The 14,766-nt window shown below is 71.2% G+C and carries 18 protein-coding genes; 2 read left to right on the plus strand and 16 right to left on the minus strand.

Annotation, left to right across the window (positions count from 1 at the left end; all coding sequences use genetic code 11):
- Positions 1-22 precede the first annotated feature (22 nt).
- The 14 genes from VF632_RS02040 to VF632_RS02105 form a co-directional block, all read right to left on the minus strand.
- Entirely contained in the window at positions 23-439 is a 417-nt protein-coding gene (locus VF632_RS02040; protein WP_331021177.1) for a biopolymer transporter ExbD, read from the minus strand.
- Complete coding sequence (locus VF632_RS02045; RefSeq protein ID WP_331021178.1) at positions 439-1,140, minus strand: MotA/TolQ/ExbB proton channel family protein; 702 nt, start codon at positions 1,138-1,140, stop codon at positions 439-441. Before VF632_RS02045 ends, VF632_RS02040 begins: the two co-directional genes overlap by 1 nt.
- Positions 1,140-2,486 (minus strand): glutamyl-tRNA reductase, encoded by a 1,347-nt coding sequence (gene hemA, locus VF632_RS02050; protein ID WP_331021179.1) that lies wholly within the window; start codon positions 2,484-2,486, stop codon positions 1,140-1,142. Before hemA ends, VF632_RS02045 begins: the two co-directional genes overlap by 1 nt.
- On the minus strand, positions 2,468-3,103 hold the full coding sequence (locus tag VF632_RS02055; RefSeq protein WP_331021180.1) for a bifunctional precorrin-2 dehydrogenase/sirohydrochlorin ferrochelatase: 636 nt from the start codon (positions 3,101-3,103) through the stop codon (positions 2,468-2,470). Before VF632_RS02055 ends, hemA begins: the two co-directional genes overlap by 19 nt.
- A complete protein-coding gene (locus tag VF632_RS02060; RefSeq protein ID WP_331021181.1) occupies positions 3,100-3,924 on the minus strand; it encodes a cytochrome C assembly family protein in 825 nt (274 codons plus the stop codon). Before VF632_RS02060 ends, VF632_RS02055 begins: the two co-directional genes overlap by 4 nt.
- Positions 3,925-4,009: 85 nt before the next feature.
- A complete protein-coding gene (locus tag VF632_RS02065; protein ID WP_331021182.1) occupies positions 4,010-5,017 on the minus strand; it encodes a LysM peptidoglycan-binding domain-containing protein in 1,008 nt (335 codons plus the stop codon).
- Positions 5,018-5,255: 238 nt separating this feature from the next.
- Positions 5,256-5,891 carry a tetratricopeptide repeat protein gene (locus tag VF632_RS02070; protein ID WP_331021183.1) on the minus strand — a complete coding sequence of 212 codons (636 nt, stop codon included), beginning with the start codon at positions 5,889-5,891 and terminating at the stop codon, positions 5,256-5,258.
- Positions 5,892-5,965: 74 nt separating this feature from the next.
- Complete coding sequence (gene cutA, locus VF632_RS02075; RefSeq protein WP_331021184.1) at positions 5,966-6,301, minus strand: divalent-cation tolerance protein CutA; 336 nt, start codon at positions 6,299-6,301, stop codon at positions 5,966-5,968.
- Positions 6,298-6,750, minus strand: coding sequence for a tetratricopeptide repeat protein (locus VF632_RS02080; protein ID WP_331021185.1), 453 nt, complete (start codon positions 6,748-6,750; stop codon positions 6,298-6,300). The genes cutA and VF632_RS02080 overlap by 4 nt, the downstream gene beginning before the upstream one ends.
- Positions 6,751-6,906: 156 nt before the next feature.
- Positions 6,907-7,569: a hypothetical protein gene (locus tag VF632_RS02085; protein WP_331021186.1), complete on the minus strand. Its 663-nt coding sequence runs from the start codon at positions 7,567-7,569 to the stop codon at positions 6,907-6,909.
- Positions 7,570-7,575: 6 nt separating this feature from the next.
- Complete coding sequence (locus VF632_RS02090) at positions 7,576-7,956, minus strand: 6-carboxytetrahydropterin synthase (protein WP_331021187.1); 381 nt, start codon at positions 7,954-7,956, stop codon at positions 7,576-7,578.
- A 6-nt stretch (positions 7,957-7,962) separates the two neighbouring features.
- A complete protein-coding gene (locus tag VF632_RS02095) occupies positions 7,963-8,703 on the minus strand; it encodes an SDR family oxidoreductase (protein WP_331021188.1) in 741 nt (246 codons plus the stop codon).
- A 744-nt stretch (positions 8,704-9,447) separates the two neighbouring features.
- Positions 9,448-10,038, minus strand: a complete 591-nt coding sequence (gene folE / locus VF632_RS02100; RefSeq protein ID WP_331021189.1) for a GTP cyclohydrolase I FolE — start codon at positions 10,036-10,038, stop codon at positions 9,448-9,450.
- Positions 10,039-10,449: a 6-pyruvoyl trahydropterin synthase family protein gene (locus tag VF632_RS02105; protein WP_331021190.1), complete on the minus strand. Its 411-nt coding sequence runs from the start codon at positions 10,447-10,449 to the stop codon at positions 10,039-10,041.
- A gap of 374 nt (positions 10,450-10,823) precedes the next feature.
- Here VF632_RS02105 and VF632_RS02110 point away from each other — a divergent pair, with 374 nt between their 5' ends.
- A complete protein-coding gene (locus tag VF632_RS02110; RefSeq protein ID WP_331021191.1) occupies positions 10,824-11,237 on the plus strand; it encodes a Fur family transcriptional regulator in 414 nt (137 codons plus the stop codon).
- Between the two features lie 104 nt (positions 11,238-11,341).
- Positions 11,342-11,752: a MerC domain-containing protein gene (locus tag VF632_RS02115; protein WP_331021192.1), complete on the plus strand. Its 411-nt coding sequence runs from the start codon at positions 11,342-11,344 to the stop codon at positions 11,750-11,752.
- A 404-nt stretch (positions 11,753-12,156) separates the two neighbouring features.
- Here the strand turns inward: VF632_RS02115 and VF632_RS02120 are convergent, their stop codons facing one another.
- Positions 12,157-12,585, minus strand: a complete 429-nt coding sequence (locus VF632_RS02120) for a hypothetical protein (protein ID WP_331021193.1) — start codon at positions 12,583-12,585, stop codon at positions 12,157-12,159.
- 150 nt (positions 12,586-12,735) lie between these two features.
- Positions 12,736-14,709: a penicillin-binding protein 2 gene (gene mrdA / locus VF632_RS02125; protein WP_331021194.1), complete on the minus strand. Its 1,974-nt coding sequence runs from the start codon at positions 14,707-14,709 to the stop codon at positions 12,736-12,738.
- Positions 14,710-14,766 lie beyond the last annotated feature (57 nt).

Raw genomic sequence — 14,766 nt, forward strand, 5'->3', positions numbered from 1 at the left:
CCCTCGCGGCGCCTGGCCATGGCTACTGCTGTCCCGGCTCGGGCTCGGCGATGAGGCCGACGGAGGCTACGTCCGCCGCCTTCATCAATCCGAGCACCTGGATCACCTTGCCGTAGGGCACCCCGTCGTCCGCGCGCAGATACACGCTGGTGGCGCCCTTCTCCTTGACCATCGCCGGAAACTGCCGCTCGAACTCGTCCAGCCGCACCGCCGCCTCGCCGATGAACACCTGGCCCGCCTTGTCGACCGTCACCGTCAGCCCCTCGTTGGAGGGGACCGACTGGGTGCGCGCCTTGGGCATGGTGATCTCTACCCCGCCCTGCATCATGGGAGCGGTCATCATGAAGATCACCAGCAGCGTCAGCGCCACGTCCACCAGGGAGGTGACGTTGATCTCGGCCGTGATGCCCGATTCGTGGCGGTTGCGGCGGCGCGGCACTAGATGCGCCCCTCGCGCGCCAGCGTGCCGATCAGCTCGCTGCTGATCCCCTCGAGCTCGCCCATGAAGCGGTTGAGCCGTCCGGTCAGGTAGGTGAACGCCATTGCGGCGGGGATGGCCACCACCAGCCCGCCTCCCGTGGTCACCAGCGCCTCGGCCACGCCGGGCGCCACGGCGGCGATGCTGCTGGAGCCGGACTCCATCACGCCCATGAACGAGTGCATCACGCCCAGCACCGTGCCCAGCAGCCCCAGAAGCGGCGACACGGTGGCGATGATCGCCAGCCAGGCGATGCCCCCCGAAAGGGCGTCGCGCTCCTCGCCCTCCTCCTTTTCCAGCACGATGCGAAGTACCTCCAGCTGCGCCGGAGAAAGGCCGCGCACATCGCTTCCCGCCTTCATGGCGCCGGGCCGCAGCTCGCTGAAGAAGCCCACGCCGCGCTTGAACACGCGGGTGAAGGGCGACTCCTTGAGGCCGCGCACCCACTCGTACGCCTCTTCCAGCCGCCCGGCCGACTCGATGCGGTCCAGGAACTGGTCGGCCTCGGCGTGAAGGCGGCGGAACTGCAGCATCTTCCAGACGATCAGCGTCCACGAGACGACGGAAAAGATCGCCAGCACGCCCATGATGATCTTGGTGGAAGGCGTGCCGTGGGCGATCATCTCCCACGTCGCGGAAAACTCGTTGCTCCCGGTCTGCATCAACCCTGGCGTGTGGTGGCGTGTGGTTCAGGCGTGCCGGCTTCGGCGTCCGCGGCGTCGCGATCGGCGGCCTCGCGGTCCAGCTCGAACAGGTAGCGCACCGCGTCGAGCACCCCGGTGCCGCGGCCGTTCCCGGCGGCATGGCGCAGGTTCACCGTGGGCGCGTGCAGCACCTTGTTCACCAGCGCGCGGGTCAGCGCGTCAATGGCCAGCTGGTCTTCCGGCGACAGGTGCGCAAGCTGGCGCATGGCGCGCTCCACCTCGGCCCGGCGCACCTCTTCGCCGCGGTCGCGCAGGGCGCGGATTGTGGGCACCACCGCCAGCGCGGCGTACCACTGCCAGAAGTCCTCCACGCCCTGGCGGACGATGGCCTCGGCGGCGGGAAGCTGCGCGCGGCGGCGGCCCAGGTTGTCGTCGACGATGTGCTGCAGGTCGTCGACGTTGTACAGAAAGACGTTGGGCTCGTCGCCCACGGCCGGCTCCACGTCGCGCGGGATGGCGATGTCGATGAAGCACAGCGGCCGCCGCGCGCCCCCCGGCAGCGCCGCCCGCAGCCGCTCGCGTGTGACGACCGGGTGCGGGGCGGCGGTAGAGCAGACCACGATGTCCACGTCCGCCAGCGCGGCGCCGAACTCGTCCCACTGGATGGCCCGGCCGCCGCACTTCTCCGCCAGCTCTTTAGCCCGTTCGAAGGTGCGGTTGGCGACGATGGCCGTCCTCACCCCCTCGTCGCGCAGGCACTGCAGCGTCAGCTCGCTCATCTCGCCCGCGCCCAGCACCAGGGCGCCACGCCCCTTCAGCGAGCCGAAGATCTTCTTGGCCAGGTCCACCGCCGCGGTGGAGACGGAGGCCGCGCCCCGGCCCAGCCCCGTCTCTCCCCGCACCCGCCCGCCGATGGAGAACGCGCTCTGGAAGAGGCGATGGAGCGCCTGGCCCACGACGGCCCCGTCCTCACCCGCCACCTCGCGCGCGGCCGCGTAGGCCTCCTTCACCTGCCCCTGGATCTGCGGCTCGCCCAGGATCATGCTGTCCAGCCCCGACGAGACGCGGAACAGGTGCTCCACGGCCACCCGGTCGCGGTGCACGTACAGGTGCCGCGCCGCCTCGCCTACAGTCATCCCCACACGCGCGGCAAGCAGATCGCGCGCAAGCTCCACCGCGTGCGAGCCCTCCGGCGCGGCCAGGTACACCTCCGTCCGGTTGCAGGTGGAAAGGATAACGGTTTCCGCCGACTCGCGGGCAAGCGCCAGCAGGGCGTCCGGAAGCTCGGCGCGCCCGAAGGCGAACCGCTCCCGGAGCTCGATGGGCGCCGTCCGGTGGCTGGCTCCTACGACTGCGACAGGCATCGTGCGATGGCCCGTTCCACTTCATCGTCCCGACCCTGGATCGCCAGGTCCAGGAACTCGGGGGTGATCAGGCTGAACCAGAAGGCCCGCCGCCGGCCCTCGTCGCCCGCCCAGCGCGCCTGGACGTCCGCGCGCGCCTCCGCCAGCCGCCCCGCCGCGCGCCCCAGCCCGGCGGTGACCACGTCGTCCAGCCGCTCGCCGATGCGCCGCGCCAGCAGGGGCGACGCGCCGCCGGTAGAGATGGCGACCACCACCTGCTCGCGGCGCAGGTGCGAGGGCACCTGGAAGTCCGACTCGCCGCCCTCGTCCGCCCGGCTCACCAGCGACCCGGCGCGGCGCGCATCGTCCGCAACGGCCGCGTTCACCTCGGCGGCGTTCGTCGCGGCAAAGACCAGGTGGAATCCCTCCACGTCCACGCTCCGGTACGCGCGCGGAAACCACGTCAGCTCGTGCGCCTGCACCGCGGCCCGCAACTCCTCCGACACCTCGGGGGCCACGATCACCGGCGCGCCGCCGGCATCCACCAGGCTCGCAACCTTGCGCGCCGCCACGGCCCCGCCTCCGACCACCAGCACCCGGAGCCGCGCCACGTCGAGCATCACGGGATAGGCGCTCACAGGAACCCCGCGCCGGTGTTTTCGCCCGCGCGCAGCAGCAGGTACGCCACGACGACGATCGCGAACCCGATGACGGAGGCCATGGCGCCGTGGCGGGGATGCCGCGCGCCGCGCCCGCGTGCCGCCAGGGCGACGACGAACACCAGCCAGGTGACTACCCCCCAGACGACTTTGGGGTTTCCCGCGCCCATCCCCGGCCCGAAGCGGTGCGACCACGCCCACCCCAGCAGCAGCGCCGCGGTCAGGAACGGCAGCCCGGCCAGCAGCGCGCGAAAGCCGATGCGGTCCAGCGTATCCAGCGGGGGAAAGAAGCGGAACACCGCACCGAAGCGCTTGCCCTTGAGTTCCCGCCACTGCAGCAGGTACATCAGCCCCGCCGCGAAGGCGATGGTCAGCCCCGCGTACCCCACCATGGCGAGGACGACGTGCAGGACGAACCAGGGGCCGCGGTACACCTGCTCCTGCGCGCCCACGCCCGGCGCCAGCCCCACGATCTCGGCCACGGCGGCCAGCGCCGCGGCGACGGGGACCAGGACCAGCGAAAGCGGGCTCGTGCGCGTCAGCGCCAGGACCAGCGAGCCCAGGGCGATCAGCAGGGCCAGCACGGAAAGCGACGGGCCCAGCCCCACCAGCGGCAGCTCGTGGTGCCGCGCGGCGAAGGCGCCCAGCGCGGCGCCGTGCGCGCCCACGCCCAGGGCCAGCGCGGGGGTGGCCGCGCGCGGAGCGCCGTGGCCGCCGCGGGCCATCGACAGCCCCAGCATTCCCGCCGTCGCCGCGTACAGCAGCAGCGCCACGGTGTGAAGCGCCAGCGTGGGGCTCATCGCCGCCCCACCGCAAGCAGAGGCGCCCTTCCCGGGGGAAGGGCGCCGCGATCACCACCCGTCCGTCCCGCCACGGTCCGCACCGTCACGGCATGCGCGCCACGCGGCGCACCGGAAGCCCCACCCGGATGGAGGGCTGGGCCAGGTGCGTCACCCTCACGGATGCGGTGCGTCCCGTGACCTTCACCACCTGCATGCGGGCGACGGACACCTCGGGGCGGGTTCCCCAGTCGCGCCCCCGCGGCGGCGCGTAGGCCTCGAACACGTCGCCGATGCCCACCCCCGCGTCGCGGCCCACGTCCAGGAACAGGATGGACTCGGTGCGCTGGATGGGGCTGGGCAGGCCGAAGCCCAGGATGCGTCCCTGCAGGTCGGCATCCACCGGGCGCGACCGGGCCGTGGCGGCGACGGGAAAGCGCTCCCACGGCACAGCGATGTCGTTGGGCGCCACGCGGTCGAACATCCCCACGATCACCACCGTGGCCGTCGAGCCGTCCAGCGCCGCCACCGTTCCCACGCCCGTCGGCTCGTACACGCGCCCGGAGCCGCGGATCTCGCGGTCCGTGCGCAGGAAGTGAAGCCGGTCGCCCACGCGCACCGCGGCGGGGTCCACCACCACGAACACGCGGTCGTACAGGTTCAGCTGGCCGGGGACGCGCCCCTCCACCACCGACTCGTACAGCGGCTCGGTCAGGCGCCCCACCGGCCTCACCTCGCCCTCGCGGGCCACGAACGAGGCGCGGTAGAAGTCGCCCTGCAGCACCTCGGCCGCCTCCCCGCGCGCCCCGAACTGCACGCGCGGCCCCTGCGGCTGCTCCTGCGCCGGCCCGCCGAACGCCGGCTCGCCCTGCATCCCCGCAGGCAGCACCAGCCGCTCGGAGGGGTAGATGCGGGCGGGGTCCTCGACCACGTCGGTGTTCAGCCGGAAGATCTCCGGCCACAGGAACGGGTCGTCCAGGTAGGCGCGGGCGATGTCCCACAGGGTTTCGCCCGGGCGCACCACGTGCACGCGCGCGGGCTGCTCGTCCTGCGCGGCGAGTGGAGCGGCAGCGAGCAGGCCCGCGGCGGCGATGACGGATGCGGCTTTTCTCACGAGACCCCGAGGGTTGTGCGTGAGGGACGTGGGATTCACCGGAGCTGCCGGAGAGGGCCGCCCAAGAGGCCGGCGTTCCCGCGTAGTGTAAGGCGCCGCCTTGCCGAAAGCAAGGCGAATCGCGCCATCCACCCGTTTGCGGGCCCTCTGCATCCACCCTGCGTCGCAGCCGCAAAACAGCGCCGCCCGTCCGCATGGATGCGGACGGGCGGCACGGGTGTGCTCAGGGGGACCGCGTTCAGGTGCGGGCCACCACCTCGCGCGACAGGCGGTACATCTCGGCCGCGCGGTCGTGGTTGCCCTTGCGGTCGTAGGCGATGCCCATGGCGTAGTACGCCTTGCCGTTCTCGGGCGAAAGCTGCACGGCCATCTCCAGCGCCTGGATGGCGGCGTCGGACTCGGCCATCTGGTTCAGCGCCTCGCCCAGGATCAGGTAGGCGCCGCCGTGATCGGGGTCCAGCTCCACGGCACGCCGCAGCTGGGTGGCGGCGGCGGCGTACACGCCCTTCTTGTAGAGCGTGTAGCCCAGCAGGTAGCTCACCTCGGGCGAGTCGGCGGCCAGCTTCAGCGCCTTGCGAAGCTCCTTCTCGGCCGGCTCGTACTTGCCCAGCGCGAACAGCGCCGACCCCAGCCCCAGCACCGCGCGCAGGTTGTCGGGCTGCCCGGCCGCGACGGTGCCGAACGCCTCTGCGGCGTCGGCGTGGCTGCCGGCGGCGCTCAGCGACTCCGCGCGCTCCAGCCGGGCCAGCCACGCGTCGGGCGAGGCGTCGCCGCCGCCCGCACCCGCGGGCGCCTTGCGCGTGCGCTTGCGGGCCGGCTCGACGGCCTCCGTCTGCCCATCCTGCTGTGGAGCTTCGTCCTCCGCCTTCGTCATCCGAGCCGTTCCGCTTTCAGTTCCACGGGGGGCCGGTCCTTCCGTCCCTTCGCTCCCACCCACCGCCGCCGCTGCTACGGCCGCGTTTCGTCCATCACCCACCTGCAGTACGGCGCCAGCCCGTCTTCTACCGGGGCCACCACCAGTTCCGGAACCTGGTACGGGTGCAGCTCCGGCAGCCGCTCCTTGAGCCGGGCCACGTTCTCCCGGCGGGTCTTGATCAGCAGCAGCACCTCGGGATCGGCGTGCACCTGCCCTTCCCAGCGGTACACCGAGGTGAGGCCGGGAACCAGGTTGGCGCAGGCGATCAGCCCTTCGTCCACCAGCGCGCGGGCGATCCGCTCGGCCGTCGCGGCGTCGGGCGCCGTGCTGAAGGCGATGACGATTTCCGAGGCGCCTTCGCCACTCACAACGGAAGCTGAAGCTCCGGCGAGCCTTCACCCTCGCCCGTCAGCTCGGCCAGCGTCTGCTTGGCATGGCTGATGTGCCGCTGCGCGTTGGGCGCTTGCGGGGGCCGGGCCAGGAACGCCCGCAGGTGCGCCACGGCCTGGTCCTGCTGCCCCTGCTGAAGCAGCAAAAAGGCGAGGCCGTAGTGGGCGCCCGACGCGTGGGGCTTCAGCTCCAGCACGCGGCGGTAGGTTTTCAGCGCCTCGTCGGTCATGCCGATGCGCGTGTACGTCACCGCGATCTGCTGCAGGACGTCGGTGTCGTTGGGACTTTCGCGGAGCGCCAGCCGAAACGAGGTAAGGGCCTCGTGGTACTTCTCCTGGTGGAGCAGGACCGTGCCCTCCTCGTAGTAATCCGGCTCCCGCTCCTGCGAGCCGGAGCGGCCGCCGATCAGGTTCGTGAACCAGGACATAGCCACGAAGTGGAGATGCGAGAAGGACTTGTCTGTGGGCCGCGGAGCGCGGCTTGGACCGCCGGCGGGACGCGCTCGGCGCGGCGCGCCGGCCGCGCCCCGAAGGTTCCCAAGCTACTCGCGAAGGGCCGCTCCCGCAACCGAGCGGAGCGCGTGTCAGCCCCGCCGCGAGGCCCCCAGCTGCACCGGCCGGCCGGGTGCCGCGGCCACTACCACACCCTCCTGCTCCAGCATCACCTGCGCCCCCAGCCCCCGCAGCCGCGCACCGGTTTCGGCGTCCGCGGGGTCCACCAGGAGGCGGGCACCGGGGGCCAGCACCCGCAGCGCCTCGCGAAGCCGCGCGTCGCCGGCCCCGCCCGTGAGCGCCGCGCCGCGCATGGTCCCGTCGCGGAAGGGCAGCGCGGCCCCGGCCCTCACCCGGCTCACCCCCGCCTCCATCGTGGGAGGCGGCCCGGCGCTGTCATCGACGCCGACGACTTCCACCTCCGGCACCAGCCTCGCGAGGGCCGCCGCGTGCCGCGCGCCGGGGCCCTCGACCATCACCAGTCCCCGCGCCCCGGCCAGCCCCATCAGCGCGGCGAGCTTCACCGCTGCCTCCGGGTCGTCCGCGGGGGGATCGGCCGGGACATCCGCCTCCGTCGCGGAGCCAAGGGAAAGGTGGGCGACGCCGCCGTGGACGGGGTAGGTTTCGCGGCAGTTGGCGCACCCGAGCCGTCCCTCCACCACGCGGCGCTCCTCCAGCCGGTCGGCCTGCACCAGCAGCCCGAACCCCGGGCCGCAGCGCGGGCACGAGAGGGCGTCCGTCAGCAGGATGTACATCGCAGCCTACCAGGTGGGCTTCAGGGAGTACTGCGCCCACTGGTTGGGGGTTTCCCACACCTTCACGTAGACCAGGTTCTGGCCCTCGGCCCCCAGGCGCGCCTGCATCTCCTGGAAGATCCACCGCGCCTGGTTCTCGGCGCTGGGCTCCAGCTCGGTGAAGGGCGGGATGTCGTTGATGTTCTGGTGGTCCAGCTCGTTGGCGATGGCGCGCAGGTGGCGCTTGGCGTCGCCGAAGTCGAACGCCATGCCGCCGGGACCCACGTCGTCGAAAGCCAGGCCGGCCTCGACCACGTAGTGGTGGCCATGGAGGTTTTCGCACTTTCCCTTGTAGTCGCGAAGGAAGTGCGCGGAGTCGTACGAGGCCTTTACGTTCAGCAGGAACATGGGCTTTCAGCCGGCTGCTTCTACGGCGATGCTGGGGATTTGCACCCCCGGGGGCTGCGACGCCGCAAACACCACGGCGCGCGCCACGTCTTCGGGGCGCATCATGGACGCGCGCGACGGAAGGTCGGCGCGCTCGTCCGGGTTGACGGTGTTCCACAGGGGCGTGTCGGTGGCCGCCGGCTCCACCAGCGTGGCGCGCACGCCCGTTCCGCGCAGTTCGGCCAGCAGCACCTCGTGCAGCCCGCGCAAGCCGAACTTGGAGGCGGAATACCCGCCGTTCTCCGGATATGCCACCCGCCCGGCGACGGAGCCCAGGTGGATGAAGTGCCCGGTGCCGCGCCGCAGCATGGCGGGGAGAAAGGCGCGGATCATCAGGAACGGGCCGCGCAGGTTGGCGGCCAGCATCCGGTCGAAGTCCGCCGGGTCGGCACGGTCCAGCCGCGCGAGCGAAAACGCCCCCGCGGCCCCCACGATCAGGTCCGGCGCGTCGCCCAGCAGCTCGGCCACGTAGGTGGCGAGCGTGTGCACGCCCTCGTGCGTGCCGACGTCGGCGGGCATGGCGTGGCCGCCCACCTCGGCGGCGGCGCGCGCCAGCGGCTCGGGCGAGCGCGCCACCAGGCCCACCCAGGCGCCCGCGGCCGCAAGCTCGCGCGCAACGGCCAGCCCGATGCCGCTGGAGGCACCCGTCACCAGCGCCGTCTTTCCCTTCAGCCCCTCCATCCCGTTCCCCCGAGCCGATTCTGGCATTGGATGATGATGTGGTTGGTGGATGAAAGGTGCTGCCGATCAAACGGACGAAATCCTCGCACGCGGGCGTTCGGACTTCGAGCCGGGGGAGGCTTGGATGCGGTGCATGCCGCGGCGCCCCCCATCCCCAGCCCTTCCCCCGCAAACTGCGCGGGGGAAGGGAGCCAGCCCGGTGCGCCACAGTAAGTGCACGCGCTTGGGCTGGGATTCCTAGCGGGGATCGATGCGCTTCGACCGCTCCGGTACATACCCCGGCTGCCCTCTCCCGCCGGGAGAGGGGGAGAACTTCGATCGAGGTTCGACTGGCTGCCTCGCATGCGGCGGGAGCCCCCTCTCCCCGGCCCTCTCCCCCGCTTCGCAGGGGAAAGGGAGAATTCGGGTGCGGTCCGGCTGGCCCCGTGCACTCGACTGCGCGTGCAGTCCGCGAAGGCGGACTTCGGGCCGTTGTTGCCGCGAATTCATTCGCCCCAGCAGGGCCGAGGCCTCGGCTTCCGCGACCGCTGCCGCGCCCAGGCTGGTTCGTGCCCCAGGCTAGATCCTTCGGCCCGCGAACCATCGGGTGCGGGCCGGTGCGGTGCGCCTGGGCCTTCAGGATGACAGGCTCCGCCGCTTCGGCCGGGGTGACGCGCCACACTGGCTCCCTTCCCCCGCGCAGTTTGCGGGGGAAGGGCTGGGGATGGGGGGCGCCCGCCCGAGCACCAGACCCAATCCTTGTGCACCCCTCCTGAAGTCTACCCCCCCCCTCTAGTCCCTGCCCCTCACCAGCCCCAGGAACTCCTCGCGCGCGCCCAGGTCGTTCAGGAACACGCCCTTCATGGCGCTGGTGACGGTGCGCGAATTCTGCTTTTCCACCCCGCGCATCATCATGCACAGGTGCGCGGCCTCAATCACCACGCCCACGCCCTGCGGCTCCAGCACGTCCATCAGCGCGCGGGCAATCTGTTCCGTCAGCCGCTCCTGCACCTGGAGGCGGCGCGCGAAGATCTCCACCACGCGCGGCAGCTTGCTCAGCCCCACGATCTTGCCGTTGGGGATGTACGCCACGTGCACCTTGCCGAAGAACGGCAGCATGTGGTGCTCGCACATCGAATACATCTCGATGTCCTTGACGATGACCATGTTGTGATGGTCTTCGTCGAAGATGGCGTCGCCGACAGCGTCGTGCACCGACAGGCCGTAGCCGCGCGTCAGCCAGCGCAGGCTCTTTTCCACCCGCTCGGGGGTCTTCAGCAGGCCGTCGCGTTCGGGATCCTCCCCCAGCGCCTCGAGCATGCCCCTCACCAGGCCCGCGAACTCCGCGCCAGCCTGGCCCTCCGCTTCCGTTCCGTCCGGCATCTATTCTCCCGAATATTCCGCGGAGTTCCGCGGTGTTTCCCAAAGTGTCAGCTTCACCAGCCGGCCCGCGGGCACCACCGGCGCAATCCGGTGCCACAGCGCTACGACCAGGTTTTCCGTGGACGGGATCACGTCCCGCAGCCAGGGCACGTCCAGGTTCAGGTTGCGGTGGTCCAGGTCTGCCACCACCGCCTCGGCGGCGTCGCGCAGCAGGCCCAGGTCCACCACGTAGCCCGTGTCCGGGTTCGGCTGGCCCTCGACGGTAACGTCGAGCTCGTAGTTGTGGCCGTGCCAGTTGGGATGGTTGCACGGGCCGAACACGCGGCGGTTCTCCTCGTCGGAGAAGGCCGGGTTGTGCAGCCGGTGCGCCGCGCTGAAGTGCAGCCGGCGAGTTACGCGAACCGTTGCCACGCGTGCCCAAGGAGCCGGGGTGAGAGCGAGAAAAGGCCAGCCCCGCGGGGCGGGGCCGGCCTGAACCGGGCGGCAACGGGAAGGATTTTTGAAGCCATGTCAAGGACATGTTGCGGTGGCTTCTCCGCGGCGTTCCGCCTTCCCCTGCGGGCGTGGCGTCTGCCGCAAAAGGCAGCCCCGGCTTCAAAAGTGTTGGCTCAAAAATTGTGCTCCCCGCTACCTCCAGACGGCGGTGAAGATAAGGCACTGGCCGAGTTCAGGTCAAGGATGGCGGTGCCGGTCGTGACGGGGAGTTCCTCCGGTTTCCGCCAAGCCGTTGCGCACCATGTGGATGAGCGTAGCTTTCCAGGCTCACCGACAGACGGAGGGACGCGGTGGAGCAGCAGATCCTGGAGCTGATCTCGGGGCGAGGGCACCGGCTGACCCAGCCGCGCCGCGCGGTCGTGCGCGAGATGGCGCGTGCCGGCGGGCCCGTCAGCGCTCGCGTTATCCACGAGGCGCTGTTGGCGGAGGAGACCGACCTGGCCACCGTGTACCGCACCCTCCACTGGCTGGTGGAGCTCGGCGTTGCGCGGACGGTGGTCACCGGCGGCGCGGAGCGGTTCGAGCTGGTGGCGGACGATCGCCACTCGCACCACCTGCGCTGCGACGCCTGCGGCACCATCCGCACGGTGTCCGTCTGCGGCCTGGACCGCGCGGTGCTGGAACGCATCGAGCGCGAGTACGGCTTTGCGGTAGACCATCACCGGCTGACTTTCCACGGGCGCTGCGCCGGGTGTCGTTCCTAGTTGCGAAAGACTTGCAACAAGATCCTCGATCCGCTATCCTTGCCACCCCGGAGCGCACGCCGTGCTCCGGGGCGTTTTCTTCTCCGCACGAGTACGAGTTTTCGATGAGCACCACTCCCGCGCGCGCCCGCACGGCGCCTGCGTTCGGCTGGGCGGCCGCGCTTCCGCTGCTGTGCTCGGTCCATTGCGTCGCAGCCCCGCTGCTCACGGTCGTCGCCCCGGCGTTCGCCATCGCCCCCGCCACGGAGCACGCGGTGCAGTTCGCCTCGGCCGTGCTGGCCGTCATCATGGCGTGGTCCGGGCTTCGCGCGCACCGCCGCACGATCGTCCTCGCCCCGATGGCGCTGGGGATGGGCGTGTGGGCGGTGGCGGAAACCGTCGGCGTCGGCGGCGCGGCCGAGCAGGCGGCCCACGTGGCGGGCGGCCTGCTCTTGGCTGCGGGGATGCTGTGGAACGGCCATCTGCGCCACCATGCCTCGTGCCACCACTGCGGCTGCCCCGCGCACCACGACTGAATCTCCGGCGGGTACCACGACGGGAAGGAGCGGGGAGAACTTCAATCGGGGTTCGGCCGGCTGCCTGCGCATGCCGCGGGAGGCCCCTCCCCCGGCCCCGCCCCGCACGCTGCGCATGCGGAGAGGGGAGACCTGAACTGGGTTCCGACTGGTTTCGGGCACTCGACGCGGGGCGAGGAACGATGCGCTTCGGCGAGCCCGGTGCATGCCCCGGGCAGCCCTCTCTCCCCGGCCCTCTCCCCCGCAAGCGGGGGAAAGGGAGAATTCGATCGCGCTTCGGCTGGCCTTGCGCACCCGACTGCGCGTGCAGTCCGCGAAGGCGGACTTCGGGCCGTCGTTGCCGCGAATTCATTCGCCCCAGCGAGGCCGGGGCGGCCGCACGATCGACCCGAAGTGGCCGAGCGTCAGTTCACCCGGACGGGGATCGAGGGCGAGCCGTAGTCGACGGCGCCGGCGGAAATGACGTCCACGCGAAGCGTGGTGTTGCCGCGGCTGCGGCCGACCAGCGTCCCCGATGTTCCCCCCGCGTCCTCCCAGCCCGCCACCTGGCTGTTGACCACCGTCACCCGGACGGATTGCGACAGCCCCAGGCCCACCGGGACCCCCGCGGCACTCAGCAGCACCACCTCGAGATCGCGCTCGGCGCCCTGGTTCACGGAGAGCGTCCCCGTTACGCCCGTGCCGTCGACGGTCACGAGAGGAACTCCGCCAGCGTCCTCGATGATCAAGCCGGCCACCGCCTCCCCGCCACCGCCGGTGATGTCGGAGCACGCAGTGGCGGCGAAGAGCACGGGAACCAGCAGCGCGAGCCTGCGCATCGTCATGCCGATCATTGAGGGTTCGGTTGAGGCTTCGGTGCGAACGTAGATTCGTACCGAAAGAAGCCGTCGCGCGTTCCATAGATCAAGCCCCGACACGTACGAGAAAGCCGGCGGCGGCCCCGCGAGGGACCGCCGCCGGCTCCTGTTTCGTTTCGGCGCCCGCTAATTCGTGTCGCCGGAGTCCGACCGCTGCTCGCGAGGCGTGTCGTTCCCCCGCTCGCGCGATTCGCGGCGCGCGCGGTTGCCGGACTCGCTGCCTCCGGTGGAAGCGCGAGGCTTCAGGCGCCGGTTGGGCGTGTCCCACTGCCCGTCCGTGCCGGCCCGGCCCGCGCGCCAGCGCTCGCCCAGCGTGGGCTGCGGGTCGAACGGGTGGCCGTACTTCTTGTCGAGGTAGAAGTTGGCCACCTTGGCGCCCAGCGGGGCCGCCGCGTCGCCGTGAAGCCCGTGCTCCACGATCACCGCCACCACGATGTCGGGGTGGTTGTCCGGCCGGCCCGCGAAGCCCACGAACCAGCCGTGGTCGTCGCCCTGCGGGTTCTGCGCGGTGCCCGTCTTTCCGTACAGCTTGTAGCGCGCCAGGCTGGACTGCAGGGCCGTGCCCTCCTGTTCCGTCACCAGCCGCAGGCCCTCCCACAGCGCCTCCAGCCCCGTCGCGTCGATCCCCAGGTCAATGCCTTCGCCCCGATCGATGGTGTCGCCCGCCACCAGGCGCGGTGCCGGCGCGGTGCCGTTGCCCGCCAGCGCGCTGTACACGTACGCCATCCGCAGCGGCGTCTGCGAGTTGGGTCCCTGCCCGATGGCCAGGCTCATCACGTCGCTGGGCACCGGCGGAACGCCGAAGCGCTCCTTGTACCAGTCCAGCCCCGTGGGGAAGATGCCCGGCTTTTCGGCGGGCAGGTCGATGCCCGTCTGCTTGGTGAAGCCCAGGCGCACGCCCGCGCGCGTGAGTTCGTTGAGCCCGATGCGGATGCCCACCTGGTAGAAGTAGACGTTGCACGATTCTTCGATGGCCCCGGCAAGGTCCACGTTTCCGTGCCCCTGCCGGTTCCAGCAGCGCGAGTAGCGCCCCGCGTACGCCATGCCGCCCGTGCAGGAGATGGGCATCCGCGTTCCCGCCTTCAGGATGCCGCGCTGCACGCCGATGGCCGCCGTGATGGTCTTGAAGGTGGACGCCGGCGGGTACTGCGCCGAGATCGTCCGGTTGTACATCGGCAGGCGCGGATCGGTGTTCAGCGCGCCCCACAGCCGCGGCGGAATGCGGCCCACGAAGGCGTTGGGGTCGTACGTGGGGTGGCTGTACAGCGCCAGGATTTCGCCCGTGCTGGGCACCATCGCCACCACGGCGCCCTTCATGGTGTCGGGGAAGATGCTGTGCGTGTACTCCTGGAGGTCCAGGTCCAGCGTCAGCTTCATGGAGTTGCCGGCCACGGGGGCCTGCGCGCCCACGGTAGACCGCGGGTCCACCACGCGGCCCTTGGCGTCCACCTCTACGAAGCGGGCGCCATCGCGGCCGGCCAGGGCCAGCTCGTACTGCTTTTCGATCCCCGCCTGCCCGATCAGCCGGCCCTGCTTGTAGCCCGCCTGCCGGTACTCCGGAAGTTCCAGCTGCTGCTTGGTGATCTCGGTGACGTAGCCCGACAGGTGGCCGATGGCGGCGCCCGCCGGGTAGTAGCGCTGGGGCCGCTCCACCACCATCAGGTTGCTGAACGCGGCGCGGCGCTCCTCGACGGCGGCGGCCTGCGAAAAGGTGGCGCGGTTCGTCACCTCCAGCAGGTCGTGCGGGCGGCGGTTGCGCTTGGCCATCAACGTTTCGATGTCGCTGGCCGCCAGCCCCAGGAAGGGAGCCAGGTCGTTCAGCGTCTGCAGCACCACCGCGCTGTCGCCCGGCAGTACGGCCAGCGAGTACGAGGTGATGCTGGTGGCCACCACGTCGCCGTTGCGGTCCAGGATGGTGCCGCGGGGCGCCGGGATGGGAATGCCGCGCAGGCGGTTTTCCTCGGAACGCATGGCGTACTGCTCGCCCGCCACCACCTGCGTGTGGAAGAAGGCGGTGAGCAGCATGGCGACGACGAACGTTACGGCGAACAGCGCACCGAGGCTGCGCCGCTGGCGCGTATCGCGCTGAAAGAGCTTCATCTTGCGTCGGACGTTGGATTTCCCACGTGTCGGCCGGGGTTCGGCCCAGGGATGGAT

This window comes from Longimicrobium sp. (assembly GCF_036388275.1).
In the GTDB taxonomy this organism is placed as follows: domain Bacteria; phylum Gemmatimonadota; class Gemmatimonadetes; order Longimicrobiales; family Longimicrobiaceae; genus Longimicrobium.